12 protein-coding genes are annotated in these 14,265 nt (G+C 43.6%); all 12 read right to left on the bottom strand.

Annotated features, from left to right (window positions below):
- Window positions 1–142: 142 nt before the first annotated feature.
- The 12 genes from X939_RS21915 to X939_RS0100115 all read right to left on the bottom strand — a co-directional run bounded on the left by X939_RS21915 (window position 143) and on the right by X939_RS0100115 (window position 14,255).
- Window positions 143–1,366 carry a LamG domain-containing protein gene (locus X939_RS21915; protein WP_025761205.1) on the bottom strand — a complete coding sequence of 408 codons (1,224 nt, stop codon included), beginning with the start codon at window positions 1,364–1,366 and terminating at the stop codon, window positions 143–145.
- 75 nt (window positions 1,367–1,441) lie between these two features.
- Window positions 1,442–3,229, bottom strand: coding sequence for an arylsulfatase (locus X939_RS0100170; protein WP_025761204.1), 1,788 nt, complete (start codon window positions 3,227–3,229; stop codon window positions 1,442–1,444).
- Between the two features lie 395 nt (window positions 3,230–3,624).
- On the bottom strand, window positions 3,625–4,191 hold the full coding sequence (locus X939_RS0100160; protein WP_025761203.1) for a sulfatase-like hydrolase/transferase: 567 nt from the start codon (window positions 4,189–4,191) through the stop codon (window positions 3,625–3,627).
- A 118-nt stretch (window positions 4,192–4,309) separates the two neighbouring features.
- Complete coding sequence (locus X939_RS0100155) at window positions 4,310–5,320, bottom strand: L-rhamnose/proton symporter RhaT (protein WP_025761202.1); 1,011 nt, start codon at window positions 5,318–5,320, stop codon at window positions 4,310–4,312.
- A 28-nt stretch (window positions 5,321–5,348) separates the two neighbouring features.
- On the bottom strand, window positions 5,349–6,452 hold the full coding sequence (locus X939_RS0100150; protein WP_374754290.1) for a mandelate racemase/muconate lactonizing enzyme family protein: 1,104 nt from the start codon (window positions 6,450–6,452) through the stop codon (window positions 5,349–5,351).
- The gene (gene aldA / locus X939_RS0100145; RefSeq protein WP_025761200.1) at window positions 6,445–7,899 is read right to left on the bottom strand and encodes an aldehyde dehydrogenase; all 1,455 of its coding nucleotides are present in this window, start codon (window positions 7,897–7,899) and stop codon (window positions 6,445–6,447) included. Before aldA ends, X939_RS0100150 begins: the two co-directional genes overlap by 8 nt.
- Window positions 7,900–7,947: 48 nt before the next feature.
- Window positions 7,948–8,712 carry an SDR family NAD(P)-dependent oxidoreductase gene (locus tag X939_RS0100140; protein ID WP_198034356.1) on the bottom strand — a complete coding sequence of 255 codons (765 nt, stop codon included), beginning with the start codon at window positions 8,710–8,712 and terminating at the stop codon, window positions 7,948–7,950.
- 19 nt (window positions 8,713–8,731) lie between these two features.
- Window positions 8,732–9,745: a zinc-dependent alcohol dehydrogenase gene (locus tag X939_RS0100135; protein WP_025761198.1), complete on the bottom strand. Its 1,014-nt coding sequence runs from the start codon at window positions 9,743–9,745 to the stop codon at window positions 8,732–8,734.
- A 13-nt stretch (window positions 9,746–9,758) separates the two neighbouring features.
- Window positions 9,759–10,970 (bottom strand): glycoside hydrolase family 117 protein, encoded by a 1,212-nt coding sequence (locus X939_RS0100130; protein ID WP_025761197.1) that lies wholly within the window; start codon window positions 10,968–10,970, stop codon window positions 9,759–9,761.
- Window positions 10,971–11,339: 369 nt separating this feature from the next.
- Window positions 11,340–11,633 (bottom strand): hypothetical protein, encoded by a 294-nt coding sequence (locus X939_RS23530; RefSeq protein WP_131694691.1) that lies wholly within the window; start codon window positions 11,631–11,633, stop codon window positions 11,340–11,342.
- A 123-nt stretch (window positions 11,634–11,756) separates the two neighbouring features.
- The gene (locus X939_RS21910) at window positions 11,757–12,983 is read right to left on the bottom strand and encodes an apiosidase-like domain-containing protein (RefSeq protein ID WP_052353386.1); all 1,227 of its coding nucleotides are present in this window, start codon (window positions 12,981–12,983) and stop codon (window positions 11,757–11,759) included.
- A 36-nt stretch (window positions 12,984–13,019) separates the two neighbouring features.
- Window positions 13,020–14,255, bottom strand: a complete 1,236-nt coding sequence (locus X939_RS0100115) for a glycoside hydrolase family 117 protein (protein WP_025761195.1) — start codon at window positions 14,253–14,255, stop codon at window positions 13,020–13,022.
- Window positions 14,256–14,265: the final 10 nt, after the last annotated feature.

The raw sequence follows: 14,265 nt of genomic DNA, 5'->3' as shown, positions 1-14,265 counted from the left end.
CAGTGAATAATCCAATATAATTGGTATTATATTTCTAAAATACTGTGATTTTTAATTATTAATCAGACTCAGCGGTAAAAGCTTTGGAAGATTACTTCTAGAGTATGAGCGTGTTTGGACACAACTCCCACTGTATGAAATTTTACTTGAGTGGATGTAGGGTAGCCTTAAAGGTGCATTCTCTGCTGTATAAAGGATTGGAGATGGCCATGTTTTTCGTGCCATATCCAGCGTATACCTCAACCTTTTGCTCTCCTAATAGATCTCCCCGTCTATTAATTATCGCTATCCGTAATTCTCTATCCGACGGTGCCATATAAGTAATCGAAATAGAGTCCTGGGCTGGTACATTTCCTTCTATTGTTTTCACAAATGCGCTGTCAGGAAACATGGTCCAAAGGGGAGAACTAGTTTTAAGGATGCTCTTGGCTTCCGGATTACTTCCTTTTTTCAGATTCTGAGGTTTAGAAGGTTCATCAATATCGACCAGGTAGTATGATCGGACCCAATCGTAATAGCAGATATTCTTCGTAGAATCAGCTAGCTCTTCATCCGTTGGCAAGGCAATCCATGGTGCTGGATACGTTTCAGAGGCGAGGCGCATGGTCATTGGTTGGTCGAAAGGCTTGGTTTTCACTTTGTCGTAAAAGTGCATATGCTTAGGATCTGACTGATTATAATAGAAGCTCGCACTACTTTCGTCACGCCACCAGCCGCCATAAATATTAAAATCAGCGGACTCCAATTTGTCAGAGGGAAACCTAACTTCGGGAGAACGGTAGTCGTGTCGGATGCCTTGACAGTCAGTATACCAAAAATGACCATTGGAATGCATTCCCTTGGCGAACCACTTGCCATCAAAATTCCCTTCCCGACCGATGCATTCCTGGATATCCAGTTCTAAACCGTACTTATCTTTACAGTCATTGGGGCCATCGGTATTACCACTAGTCGAAAGCCAAAAGGTAGAGGACATGGTGGTTTTGGCTGCCTTGAATCGGCATTCATAATAGCCAAAATAGGCATCATTAGACTTAGAGACCACTATACCACTCGCGATATTGAATAGGAGTTTTTCTCCCGAGGCACTCGTAATGATGCTATCCCGCATCATTTTTCCACCTTTTAACTGGAGATATCCATCGGCTACTGACACCTGTGAAGGCAAGAATAATCCGGGAGGTCGGCCTCTCCAAGAAGGGTGGTGGTCGAGCCATTTGGTGGTATCGAGCGAAGCGCCATTAAACTCGTCAGAAAATGCTTCATTAAGCACCCATCTTTTTCCAGCGGGTGGAGCAGGGGGTTGGGCATAGCCCATCCATGCCCATAACAATAACAATTGCAGGTATACTATCCTTTTCATCATGAAAAATATATAAATAAAATCTTTGTATTGCCCCTTGAACCCGCTCAAAAGTAAACGGGCTCAAGGGGCAAGGAATTACCTTTTCTTGATATACAAATAAAATGCTCCCAATTCTTTCCCGCTGTCGTCGACCATATAGCTCCATAGGTCTAGATCGCCTTTCTGCAGCTGCACTTGAAATACGCCACCAAGATCGGTGGGCTGCACCGATTTTTCCAGGACTTTATCTCCAATTTTAAGCTTCATTTTCGTAATCTTCAGTGGTACTCCCGGACGATAAGGTGAACCTCCGGGCACCCGATCCCCTTCGGGAGCCGAGGCTCCTAGGGCCAGTTTACTTTCTACCGGGTAGCGTCGAAGTTCGATGTCATATTGCCCCGATTCACTTACTTCTAAGGCCCAGTATCCGTTGGCCCCTGCCCCGGCACGTACCTGCATTTGGTTCCAGGCGGGGTAATCTTTGGCTTCGACATGGATATCATGGGAAGTCAGGGCTGTTGGATTTTCGAATTTAGAGCCGATAATTACTCTACTAAATTCATCTTCACGCTCAGAGTTGATTTTCCACCAATCTTCATAAGCTGCTTTAAGCTCTGCCACTTTCTGCGGATTATTTCCAGCAAGGTTGGTGGTTTGGCCCGGATCAGTTTTAATCTTGTAAAGTTCCTTACCATTCACCAATCTCCAGTCGGTAGTCATTACCGAATATTGCTTGTACTTAACAAGGTTTTCTTCCCTTTGCACATCGACTACGAAAGTACGATCGGGCCAGGAGGAAGCTTGATTTTTTAAGATAGGCAATAAACTATTTCCATCTAATTTCTCTGGTGTAGCATTTTTGAGTCCACATAAGTCGAGAAGTGTAGGCATAAAATCGGTATAGGCCGCGAGCTGGTCGATATCCTGCCCTTTATTATAACCCCCTTTGGCCCAATGCAGATAAAAGGGTACCCGATGCCCGCCCTCATAGGGTGACCCTTTGGTACCTCTCATACCGGCATTGAAACCGGAGACCACTGCATTATCCTTTCCAAACTTTACTCCAGCTGCAGTGCCATTATCTGTCATAAATACGAAAATTGTATTCTCGTAAAGGCCTTCTTTTTTCAAGCGGTCGATAAGCTTACCAACCTGCTGGTCAATATTTGTGATCATCCCGTAGAAATTTGGATTGGGGATCTCAGGGTTATTTTTATAAGGCGCACTAAACGCGTCTTCAATATGGTATGGGCCATGAGGTGAGTTGGTAGGGATATAGCAAAAAAATGGTTTCTTCTTATTTTTTAAGATGAAACTTGTTGCCTCTTCAAACCAGACGTCGTTGCAGTAACCTTCAAACTTTTTGGGTTTCCCATTATGCAGATATACATCATCAAAATAGTCGTTATTCCAATAGTCCGGAGCCTGGGTAATACCCCCGCCGCCATGAATTAAAGTTTCGTCGAAACCACGATCCTGGGGACGGTAGGGATAATTATCTCCGAGATGCCATTTACCAAATATACCGGTTCTATAACCTGCTTTCTGAAATAATTCGGCAATGGTTTTTTCCTCCCGAGCCAAGATCTGCCGACCCAAGATGGTATGCCATACACCTACCCGATTGCAATACTTACCCGTTAACAGACCCGACCGTGATGGAGCACAGGTAGTAGCCACATGAAAGTCGGTAAACCGAATGCTATTCCTGTAAAGAGCGTCAAGGTGAGGAGTTTTGATATTCTTATTACCATGTGCACCAATATCACCATAGCCCTGATCATCGGTCAAAATAAAAACCACATTAGGATTTTGGGCTTTGATCGATGAAACACTGGCGAGGAGAATCAAGAAGAACCCGAAAGATTTAAAAAGATATTTCATTGTAAAGGAATTGATTTGTTATCATTCGTTTAAAAGATTAAGTAGTCCATCATTCATATTCCCTGGTCGAAAAACGGCGATGATCCGTAGTAAAATCTGCTGGGTGATTTGTATTTCTCTTGGGAGACCATCTCTTCACTAGTGATAGTCAATAGGACAAAGATGCTCATGCTTAGCTTCTACTCTTGCAGTGACTTAGAGCAAAAACTCGATGTAATATTCTTTTCTGATAACATGTATGCTGAAATTTAGACCTCCTAAAAGAATTTTAACTATTAAAAATTCCACTCATGCGGTTATCACTACGGAAGGCCCTCAGCTTTCCAGTACGATGATGGCTACCAGCAAGACTCGAAAATGACAATTCCCCCTTATATCCTACTTGCATTCCGAACTTATTCAATCAGGTGACTCACATCCTCGAATTTATAAATCTGCCTTTCATCGGGTTCCTTGGTGAAAAATTGAACCTTTGCCAATTTAAGTGTATTAACATGGCGTGCCATGATCCCATATGCAGGCAATGGTCCAAAAAATGAATATTCCGGATAACGTTCGGTCTGTTCCTCCACCATTTGCTTATTTAGACTAGCATTGCCGCTTCCGGGAAGTTCTATTTCAACGGAAATCAGGTTGATCCTTCCGATGGGATGATCAGGGGTTCCTGTAATGAAAATGCCTGAAGGTGGGTTTATGCGGGAGTCGACCAGACCTCTGGTAACATGATAGTTTGTAAACAAGATTCCCTCTCCTGCCCTTTGGTCGAGATGAGGCGTATCGATTAACTGGTTGTCTACACAACCCATGAAATCATAAGGTTGATCGTCAGTGAGCAGGAAAATAATATTGGGCCTGTTCTGCTGGCCGGATCCTAATGTTGGAAAAAAAAAGGCAAGTAATAATATTGATAAATGTCGTCTTATAAAATGAATGATCATGGCAGAGTCGATATAGGGATGCATATACCAGAACGCTTGCCAGAGCAATACATTAAGTTCTAGTATATGACAAATTTATCCAAAATCGACTCTGCAAATAGAACATAATATTGGCTAAAGACAATACTATATTGGCAACCTCCTATACCAGGCTATTGCCTAATGCAATGATAATCACGCCCAAGATCATAAAGGCAAGTCCGGCATAGAGATATTTTTTGGTGCGTGCCGTAGCCCTTGCCCATTCTCCTGTCACGAGTCCGCTGATAATTGCAACGGCCACACAGACTGTGTTAAATATAGCATACCCTACTGTATTACCACTATTACCTAGTTTGAAAGCGGCAAAGGCAAAGAGAATAGATGCAGCAAAATTAAATATGGCCATCACCGATATCAGGGAAACATTGATACTAAATGCAGAGGTTCTGAAGTTGGCCCATAATTTACCTTTCGATAATTGGTAGATAAAATACAGGGTAATAGGAATGCCGCCACAAATATAAATCACGCACATCACGGCTAATGCTGTCACCCATTCCGCATTTCCCATCGATTGACTGGCCTGATGAATAAAGGGGCGACCAACGGCATTGGCATAACTGAAGCCGGTGGCTAATATACCCCCTCCCACGGCAATAAATATTCCAGTAACCATTGAGCTATCCTCGAAAGTAGCCTGCTCAGCATCTTCGTCTTCCTGACGTGACAATCCCGCCTTTGCATTGGCTACAATACCTATTAGCACCACAGAGATGCCGGTAAGTATTGTGGTAAATACATTGGCTGGGGGCAGCCCCTCAACCAAAAAGGGCAATAATGAGCCTATTAAAATGACCGTTCCGATAAACAAAGAGAAGCCAAGAGACAGACCAATATAGTTGATAGCCTTTCCCCATAACATCACCCCTACTCCCCATAACACACTAGCTACTGCCATTTTGAAGAGAACATCGGAAGGCACCGAAAGAAAAATCTCATTGGCCCCTTTCATCAATAAACCAGTAGCCACCAGGGGAACTATCAGCATATTAATCAGAAAAAATAATCCCCAGGTATTTTCAAATTTAAAATCTCTGGTAAATTTTTCCGGAAGAGCATAAAGGCCCAGCAAAATGCCGGCTAACACGGCAATTAATATACCTTCTAACATAAATTCAAATTAAAGTTAAGCGTGAAGTTTAGACCACACGATATGGTTCGAGTTTCTGCCAATCGAAATCAACTCCTATTCCTGGCTCGTCGGAAGCAACCGCCCGGAAGTTAGAAACAACCAATGGACGGGTGGTATACTGGTCGATAGGAAAGCTATGCACTTCCAGCCAGCCTGCATTGGGCTGAGCGGATACCAGGCTGACATGTAGCTCTTGCATGCCGTGAGAACATACGGGAATCTGATACATTTTTGCTAACCTTGCCGCCTTCAGCCATCCGGTAATTCCTCCACAATTTGAAGCATCCGGCTGAATGTATGACAATTTTGACTGCTCAAATGCGTACTCAAATTCATGAATCGTATGCAGATTTTCACCCATGGCCAAGGGCATACCCGTTGCTTCGGCAATCCTGGCATAACCTTTATAGTCATCAGGGATAGTGGGTTCTTCGAACCAAAGTATATCATAAGGTTCGAATCGTCGGGCAGCTTCAATGGCCTTCTCCACACTCATAGAGTAGTTAGCATCGACCATAAAGGTAATATCGGGACCAATTAATTCCCTCACCGCCTTAATTCGAGCAATGTCTTCGTCCAGGTTCTCCCGCCCTATTTTTATTTTTACCGCATTAAAACCGGCTTCCAGATATCCGGTTATATTTCTTAGCAATTTGTCGATAGGAAATTGGAGATCTATTCCTCCACAATATGCCTTACAGCTATTATCTGCTCCACCGGCCATTTTCCAGAGAGGATTACCAGCTTTTTTACACCGGATATCCCATAAGGCAATATCTACCGTAGATACGGCGAATGAAGCAATTCCACCCCGTCCTACATAATGGAGATGCCACTCAAGAAAATCATAGATTTCCTCTATCTGAACACCATCTTTTCCTAAAAGGGCTGGAACAATGTCGTATAGCACCATGGCTTTGATCGCATGCCCCCCCTTACCTCCGGTATAGGTATAACCCGTTCCGACGCTGCCATCAGCCAATGTAATAGTCGTCGTTATCAGCTCGAAATGACTGTGATCTCCATGCTTTGCGTCACTTAAAATTTCAGGGAGTGGCACACGAAACAGCTGCACATCAACACTTTGTATTCGCGTATCTATTTCAGTCATTATAATTTACATAAAAGGTTTTCTTTTCCAGATACTGCTCCAACCCATATTTACCGTCTTCTCCTCCCGTTCCACTATGTTTATAACCATTATGAAAGCCTTGGTGCTGCTCCCCATGGCCACGGTTGACATAAATCTCCCCACATTCCAGTTCATCCTTGCAGCGCATGATGGTGCGCATGTCCTTGGTAAAAATCATAGCCGCCAATCCGTACTCCGAGTCGTTGGCATATCCTATTACCTGATCGAAATTCTGAAATTTAATTACAGGGAGTATTGGACCAAACGCTTCTTCGTGTACGATGGTCATTTCCTGGGTTACATTGGTCAGAATGGTAGGCTCGAACCAATATCCTTTTTCAAATCCGGCCCCTGTGGGTTTTTTACCACCACTTGCCAGGACGGCGCCTTCCTCTAGTGAGACAGCGACCAATCTTTCCATATTGGCCAGTTCCGAAGCATTGATTTTAGGACCTATCGTGGTAGACGGGTCCATGGGATCACCGAGCTTCAGAGCCTTGACTTTGGCCATAAATTTTATCATAAACTCCTCATAAATGGCTTCATGAACATACATCCGCTCATTACAAGTACAAACCTGGCCACAATTATCAAATCGGGAATGAAATGTTGATTCTACTGCCTGGTCTAGATTGGCATCGGCAAAAACAATGCTGGGTGCCTTGCCACCCAATTCTAATTGGACGTGTATAAGGTGATTGGCTGCGGTTCTAAAAATTTGTTGCCCTGCCCGTGTACTCCCAGTCATACTAACCATTTTTGTAATGGGATGCCCTACCAGTGCTTCACCAAGAATCCTTCCAGTGCCCGTTACAATATTCAACAAACCGTTGGGCAGTCCTACTTTAAGAGCGATATTACCCAGTTCTAAGGTGGCGAGTGGGGTTTCTTCAGTAGGCTTGATTACGATACTATTCCCGGCAATTAAAGCAGGCCCCAATTTACGACCAGCCAGTGCGAGTGGGAAATTCCATGCCGTAATGGCCACTACCACACCACGAGGCACTTTGTTGATCCATATCTGTTCATTAGGATTGTCGGATGGTACGATATCTCCTTCAATACTGCGGGCCCCATCACAGGCATATTCTATAAACGAAGCCGTTACTTCCACTTCCATTTCAGCAACTCCAATCAGTTTTCCCTGCTCTCTGACGAGCAACTGTGAAAGATTTCCCTTCTGCGCGCGAATTTCGGCAGCAAACTTTCTCATCAGCTCAGCACGTTGCTTTGCAGGGACTTTTTTCCAAAGGCGCTGTGCCGCTTCAGCGGCTTCCAGGGCACGGTGGGCATCGGCTTCTCCGCCTCTGGCGACCACACCCACCAACGATTCGTCGGTAGGACTTGTAACCCGGTGCGACTCCCCACTCAGCGGAGCCACCCACTCTCCATTGATGAAGAGTTCATATTGCTTAATTTCAGACATGAGAATAATATGGACTTGAATGAATTTCTATTGAATTATTGTACCTACCTAACGCCCCATCCAACCTCCGTCTACAAGCATTACGGTGCCATGCATATAGCTGGCTGCTTCGGAACAAAGGAAAACGACCGGGCCCGAAAAGTCTTCGGGTTCCCCCCAGCGACCCGCCGGGATACGTGACAAAATGGAAACGGACCGTTCTGGGTCATTCCGTAAGGCCTCAGTATTATCTGTGTTGATATAACCTGGTGCCAATGCGTTAACATTTACACCCTGAGATGCCCATTCGTTAGCGAAAGCCATGGTAAGCTGGCCAATTGCCCCTTTGCTAGCTGCATATCCTGGTACGGTAACCCCCCCTTGAAAAGTTAGCAAAGAGGCTGTAAATACAATTTTTCCACTTTTACGCGCCACCATTTCCTTCCCAATTTCACGGGTAAGAATAAACTGAGCATTCTGATTTATCTCTATCACTTTATCCCATAACTCGTCATTATGCTGGGCAGCCGGGGCACGGAGAATGGTGCCTGCATTATTGATCAGAATGTCGATAACAGGAAAATCGGTCTTTACCCGAGCAATAAAATGATACAATGCCTTCCTATCCGAAAAATCACAACTGTAGCCAGCAAATTCTCTCCCAGTGGCACGTACAGCCATTTCAACCTCACTTCCCTTCGTTTCCAGGGAGGCACTTACTCCAATGATATCGGCCCCTGCTTCTGCCAAGGCAACGGCCATGGCCTTTCCGATTCCTCTTTTACATCCCGTTACCAAGGCCGTCTTCCCAGCCAGGCTAAATTTGTTTAATATACTCATTATTATTTTTGTTTTATTGACACTTCAAAAGTGTTTTTATTCCGGCAGGATTCCTATCTATAGACTCAAATGCTTCCTGAATCGAATCTAAAGGAAGAACCTCTGTAATTAATTTCTCGAAGGCTAGCTCATTTTCAGTTATCAACTGAATAGCCTCTTCGTAGTCCTCTTTTTCGTAAACCCTTGCGCCGATCAATCGAAGTTCCTTCCAGAAAAAATCGAATAAGTTTACCGATTTGGGCTGGGCGTGGATGGCTACCATGACCACACGACCCCTAATTCCTGCCAGTTTGGTCATGATATCTACAGAGGGCTGGACGCCTGCAACCTCAAATACAACATCAGCCTTTCGTCCATCAGTAACCTCTTGTACATAGGCCTGAATATCTTGGTTCATAGGGTTAACTACGGTAAAACCCAAGTCCTGTGCAATCTGGACCCTGGCTTCATTCACTTCCGAAATAATAACCTGAGCACCCTTACGCGCCGCTACCTTAGCAATAAGCAGACCGATAGGCCCACCCCCTAAGACCACCGCTGTCTCACCAGCGATCAATTCACTTAGTCGGACATCATGGCATGCCACCGCCAAGGGTTCGGTGAGTGCTGCTAACTTCAGGTCAGTTTCTGGCTGTAACTGGTGTATGGTAAATGCTGGTACATTCCAGTATTGCTGCATAGCTCCCGGACTGTCCACGCCAATAAACTTCAACTTCTCACAAATATGACTGATACCCTTATCAGAAGCCTGTTGTGCCCGGTCGTCAAGGGGCCTTACCACTACTTTATCACCTACGACTATGTCGGTGACACCAGGGCCTACTGCATCGATTACCCCCGACATTTCGTGCCCGATCGTTTGGGGTATTTGAACCCTTTTGTCCATATTCCCATGATAGACATGAACATCGGTTCCACAAATTCCTACGTATGCTACTTTAATCCTTACTTCACCTTCCTTTGGCTCCTCTATAGGGTTTTCCACCACGGAGAAAGTTTTATTCCCCTGATATACGGTTGCTTTCATTTATTGAATTCAGTTATTTTGATTTTCCATTTTCTCCTTTAGCCACATGCTTAGTCACCCTATTGGAAGTAAAGCGCATAATACTCTGGTCATTGGAATTATTATATACATGTGTCAATCCCCATCGAAGTATCTCCGTGGGTTCTTTCTCATTATCCGCTGATCGATTGAGACCTATGGCGTGTGGAGCGTCTTTTATAGAGCCCATTATTTCAAAGTTGATTCCATCTTCTGCCCACTGCAGGGTATTTTTTTCGGGACCATCGGTGGTTATCAATGCGGCGATACCACCCTTATAGGGCCAAACACAGATCTCGTGCCCGCTATTACTGATCGGATTATAGGGCGATTTCACATATGGCCCCAAGGGATTATCAGCAATTGCCACCCCATGGCGTATCTGACGTCCTCCAAATGTGATCTGTTCACCCATTTGCTCTCCTTTATAATAGAGATAAAACTTTCCTTTATAGGGTATGATGCAAGGGTCATGAACCTTATGGCTATCAAAGTCTCCCTTTTTTACTACGTTGAATCGATTGTCCTCTTCCCCTTTCCAAATGCCATTATCAGCGGGACTTAAGATAGGCTCGGCACTTTTAGTCCATGGCCCATTTGGGGAATCCGCCCAGGCCAGACCGATCTGATTTTTCACACGCACCATATAAGGCGATTTCACCGTTTGGTAGCAGAGATAATATTTCCCTTGGTGCTTCATAATTTCAACCGTAAATACAGAACGGTCGTCATAGGCTCCCTTCTTGCCTCTGGCTACAGCAATTCCCTCCTCTTTCCACGTGATTCCATCCTTGGAAGTTGCATACCAGATGTCACAACGATCCCAGGGGAATACCTTATCCTTCTCTATATCTCCTGCAAACCCCTGGGTAGGGCCCACACTTTTGCTATACCAAACATAATACAAGCCATTTTCCTGAATCATGGCACTAGGATCACGTCGTACGACCCCTTCTTCATAGGCCAAATCGCCCTTCAATGGCTGGGGTTTACTAAACTCTATAAACCATTCATTTCCGATTTTTGGCCACTTCAGCGCCCGTAAAGAAGCAGCACTTACATGTTCCCGATCTGTGATACCCAGATAATCCATTTCCTCATCTGAAATTTGTATTTTTCCAGTCTGCTGATTCGTTTGCTGTTTGCTACATGATGCAGAAACTAGGGAGAGGCCTAAGGCCAAAAAACTATAAAGAGTATTTTTCATTAATTTTTCTATATAATATTACAAAGATTAAATTATATTAGATATATCTTCTGTTGGGTATACCTATCAATGCGAGGGGGAAATTCCCCTGCTTGACCCGCTCCCGGTCAAAGCTTGTTATGGCATTCAAATAACGGTAGGATAAGGTTTTAAAAGAGAAAATTTGACTAGACAAAAACTGAACATCCGGCAAAAAGTTTACTTTTAATGCTAATTTCCTGTTGTTTTCAATGAAATTCCACCCCATTTCCCACATCCACTCCTCTGAATGTGATTCTTGGATCAATAAGAGATAGATTCGGTAATTAGAAAATGAGACCTGATACTTGGTGACTCTCAATCAATAATAGGAAATTGTGGCCTGATCATTTATTTAGTTTTCGGACGGAGTCCTTTTATGATAATAATAGCGTCCGCTTCCATTTTCCAGGGTCGGTGAACCCAAAATATATTTGGATTTAAACTATATTTCCTTTCTTCGGTATAGGCCCCTGTCAAGGTATTAAACCATTGTACACTGGCTTGGTCCCAATAGTAGTTCTTATCAATTTGGTAGTCAGTACTCGTCGCATTATTTTCTTTAGGAACATACACCAGCATCAGACCATCTATGTCACTAGTCATGCTATATCCACTGGCATTAAAATGAGGGGTTGGCTTCAAGCTTTCAAATGGGTGTTTTTCAAAGAAACTGGAGAGATGTGAAAAATAATCGAACCGTGGTTTGAAAAAGGAACTCGGCTGGTCAAATGGATTATGAATGATGGCATTCCAAGATACCCCCTGTCAGTAATAGGTGGTGTATACTCCAGCAAAAAGACACATATAATTGCGTCTAAGGCATACCTCGGCATCGTCGTAAGCACCCGGGAATACGACATAGGGTGCTTTTTCGTACCCTCCATGTTCAATATTAAAAATGGGTTTTGAAGGAAATTCCTGACGTACATTGAGCATGCTTTGATATAAGGTATGTTTCCAATCTTGAGTAGAAATAAAATCTACTTCCTCAGGGTGGTTTCGGCAAAATCCATAGTCGTGAACCGACAGCAACCGATCATAGGCATCTAAATTTCGGGTGCGCTCAATACGCTCTGATATGTACTCATTAGTAGCCCTTCCATAGAAAAGAGCTTCTTTAGAGATATCCCAGATAATGTTGGGAAAGGCCTGATACCTTTTAATGACATAATCGAAGTAGCGGTTATCAGCTGTAGAATTCATTTCAGGCCATACTACCATTTTGTTCCAGACATATATCATCAGATGACTTACCAGCTCACGATCATGCATTTCTGCCATTACCTTATCGAAGTGCTTAAAAAAATTTACATTTAATGCATCATGATCTGGATGGGCGTTAGAACCCAAAAACGGATATATATCATTCCTTCCCCCGTATTCGTGTTCAGGATGAGCCAAGAGTAACGAATCCTTCGGCCACGGCACATCGAATGAATAGACGTTCATAACGATTTGATTAAATCCATTTTCAGCTATAGTATTTAATAGTTGGCGAGACTTTTCCATATTTTTCTGGCCGTAATCCAAGGCAAATAACCAATCACATTCAAAGGCAAGGTTACGATAGGGTGTACCATCTTGATAGTAAAAGTGTTGGGGATTTTTCTTGTTCAACACAACACCACCATGCCGGTTTTGTTTTTTGTTTTTGCCAACACTGAAATGTCCCTTTTTACCATTCAGTTCTTCAATATCTCCAGATAGTTCGAAATAATAGTCTCCCGGCTTATTACCAGAGAACCGAAGTACCCACTCATTTTCCCCATTAAAAAAAAGAGGAATATGCAGTGTATCCTCTTGAGAAATCATATTGGCAAAAACCTGCCTTTCAAAAGGATCTTCCATTATCTCAGCTACCCGATACGAAACGTCGTGAACCGTCCACTGATCGACAACCATCGTTTGCGCCCTATTGGGCTCTGGCCATGGATGTTGCGCAAGGGTAATACAGGACTGAAATAGTATTAAAATCGTCAGAATTCGAATCATAATTGTAAGCAGCTACGCTCTGTCTATTAAGTTTTGTCACCTCCCGGGCTTTTCAGATTTTATACGCTGCATCTGCTCTTTATTAAGTCCGTTTTGAAAGTGAATCTCAGGACTGAGTAAGGCGCCGGTTTTTTTCATGAAAGGGTCGTCCAGATCCAGACTAAGGTCACAGTCGAAACGGCCTAGAATGGAATGTTGTTTACCGCGACTCCCAGCGTTAGTGAAGTGTGAGAGGCCCCATGTTATTCCCCTGCCATTGCCCTTGCTATCGAAAGCATCTGCAATAAATGGCCCCGCAGCGTTGGGCATCAGTGAGACATGTGCGGCAATTTCAAACTGAATACCATCTTCAGCATATTGAATCGTATTATGTTCTTGACCATCCCGGATTACCATAGCAGCAATCCCTTTTTTAAATGGAAATAGAGTCGTTTCGTGACCTGAGTTTAGCACAGGGTTAAGGGGGTTTTTCTTGAAAGGACCAAGAGGATGGTCAGCAACGGCGAGACCTGAAGAACGTATCAGATCAGGCTTACCATTATAATCTGATTTATAATATAAATATATTTTTCCATTATAGATCAGAGGATAAGGATCATGAATGGAAAACTGATCCCATGCGCCTTCCTTACCATTCGGGATTACTATTTTATTACATGGGGTCCAGGGGCCATCTGGGCTATCGGCATAGGAGGCTGTTACGGGGCAATCATCCCCTCTTTTCCCGCTGATCTCCATAAATCCCTGATAATAAAGATAATATTTCCCCTCAAAAAAAAGGATATCAGCCGTGCTTACCGAACGCCAACCAACCTGCGGTTTCGGGGGTCTGCTGATAGCCACGCCCTGCTCCTTCCATACAAATCCGTCTAAACTTGTGGCATACCAGATTTCAGAAAGGTCCCAATCACTTGAAGGAATAGTATCGTTAGCCTTATCAGGGCCCTGAGGAGGGACCGGAGTATTTCTATAGGTATACCAGACATAATATTTACCATTGGCAAAAATAATTTTAGAAGGATCGCGACGAGAAATGGTACCGTCCCCATCATGATAATCGAAGCCTTGCAACTCGGTATATTTAAACTGGGAATAAAGCTCATTTTCCTGGGGTGTAGGAGCCATATACTGATCGTAGAGTCTATTCATGGCTGCACTAAGCACTCGATCAGGTTTTTTAGCCGGCAATTTAAAAGGAAAGGCAGGAAGGTCCTGTGCCTGCGAATATGAGCAGCAAAAAACCAATAAAAAATTCAAGAATAATCTTTTCATCAATATTTAA

Origin of the sequence: Dyadobacter tibetensis Y620-1, from assembly GCF_000566685.1 — a bacterium.
Classification (GTDB): domain Bacteria; phylum Bacteroidota; class Bacteroidia; order Cytophagales; family Spirosomataceae; genus Dyadobacter; species Dyadobacter tibetensis.
The sequence above is the reverse complement of the archived record's forward strand: the minus strand, read 5'-3'. Positions and strand labels throughout refer to the sequence as shown.

Coding starts and splice junctions, on each gene's coding strand:
- X939_RS21915 (WP_025761205.1), bottom strand. CDS start 1,366: ATGATGAAAAGGATAGTATACCTGCAATTGTTATTGTTATGGGCATGG.
- X939_RS0100170 (WP_025761204.1), bottom strand. CDS start 3,229: ATGAAATATCTTTTTAAATCTTTCGGGTTCTTCTTGATTCTCCTCGCC.
- X939_RS0100160 (WP_025761203.1), bottom strand. CDS start 4,191: ATGCATCCCTATATCGACTCTGCCATGATCATTCATTTTATAAGACGA.
- X939_RS0100155 (WP_025761202.1), bottom strand. CDS start 5,320: ATGTTAGAAGGTATATTAATTGCCGTGTTAGCCGGCATTTTGCTGGGC.
- X939_RS0100150 (WP_374754290.1), bottom strand. CDS start 6,452: ATGACTGAAATAGATACGCGAATACAAAGTGTTGATGTGCAGCTGTTT.
- aldA (WP_025761200.1), bottom strand. CDS start 7,899: ATGTCTGAAATTAAGCAATATGAACTCTTCATCAATGGAGAGTGGGTG.
- X939_RS0100135 (WP_025761198.1), bottom strand. CDS start 9,745: ATGAAAGCAACCGTATATCAGGGGAATAAAACTTTCTCCGTGGTGGAA.
- X939_RS0100130 (WP_025761197.1), bottom strand. CDS start 10,970: ATGAAAAATACTCTTTATAGTTTTTTGGCCTTAGGCCTCTCCCTAGTT.
- X939_RS21910 (WP_052353386.1), bottom strand. CDS start 12,983: ATGATTCGAATTCTGACGATTTTAATACTATTTCAGTCCTGTATTACC.
- X939_RS0100115 (WP_025761195.1), bottom strand. CDS start 14,255: ATGAAAAGATTATTCTTGAATTTTTTATTGGTTTTTTGCTGCTCATAT.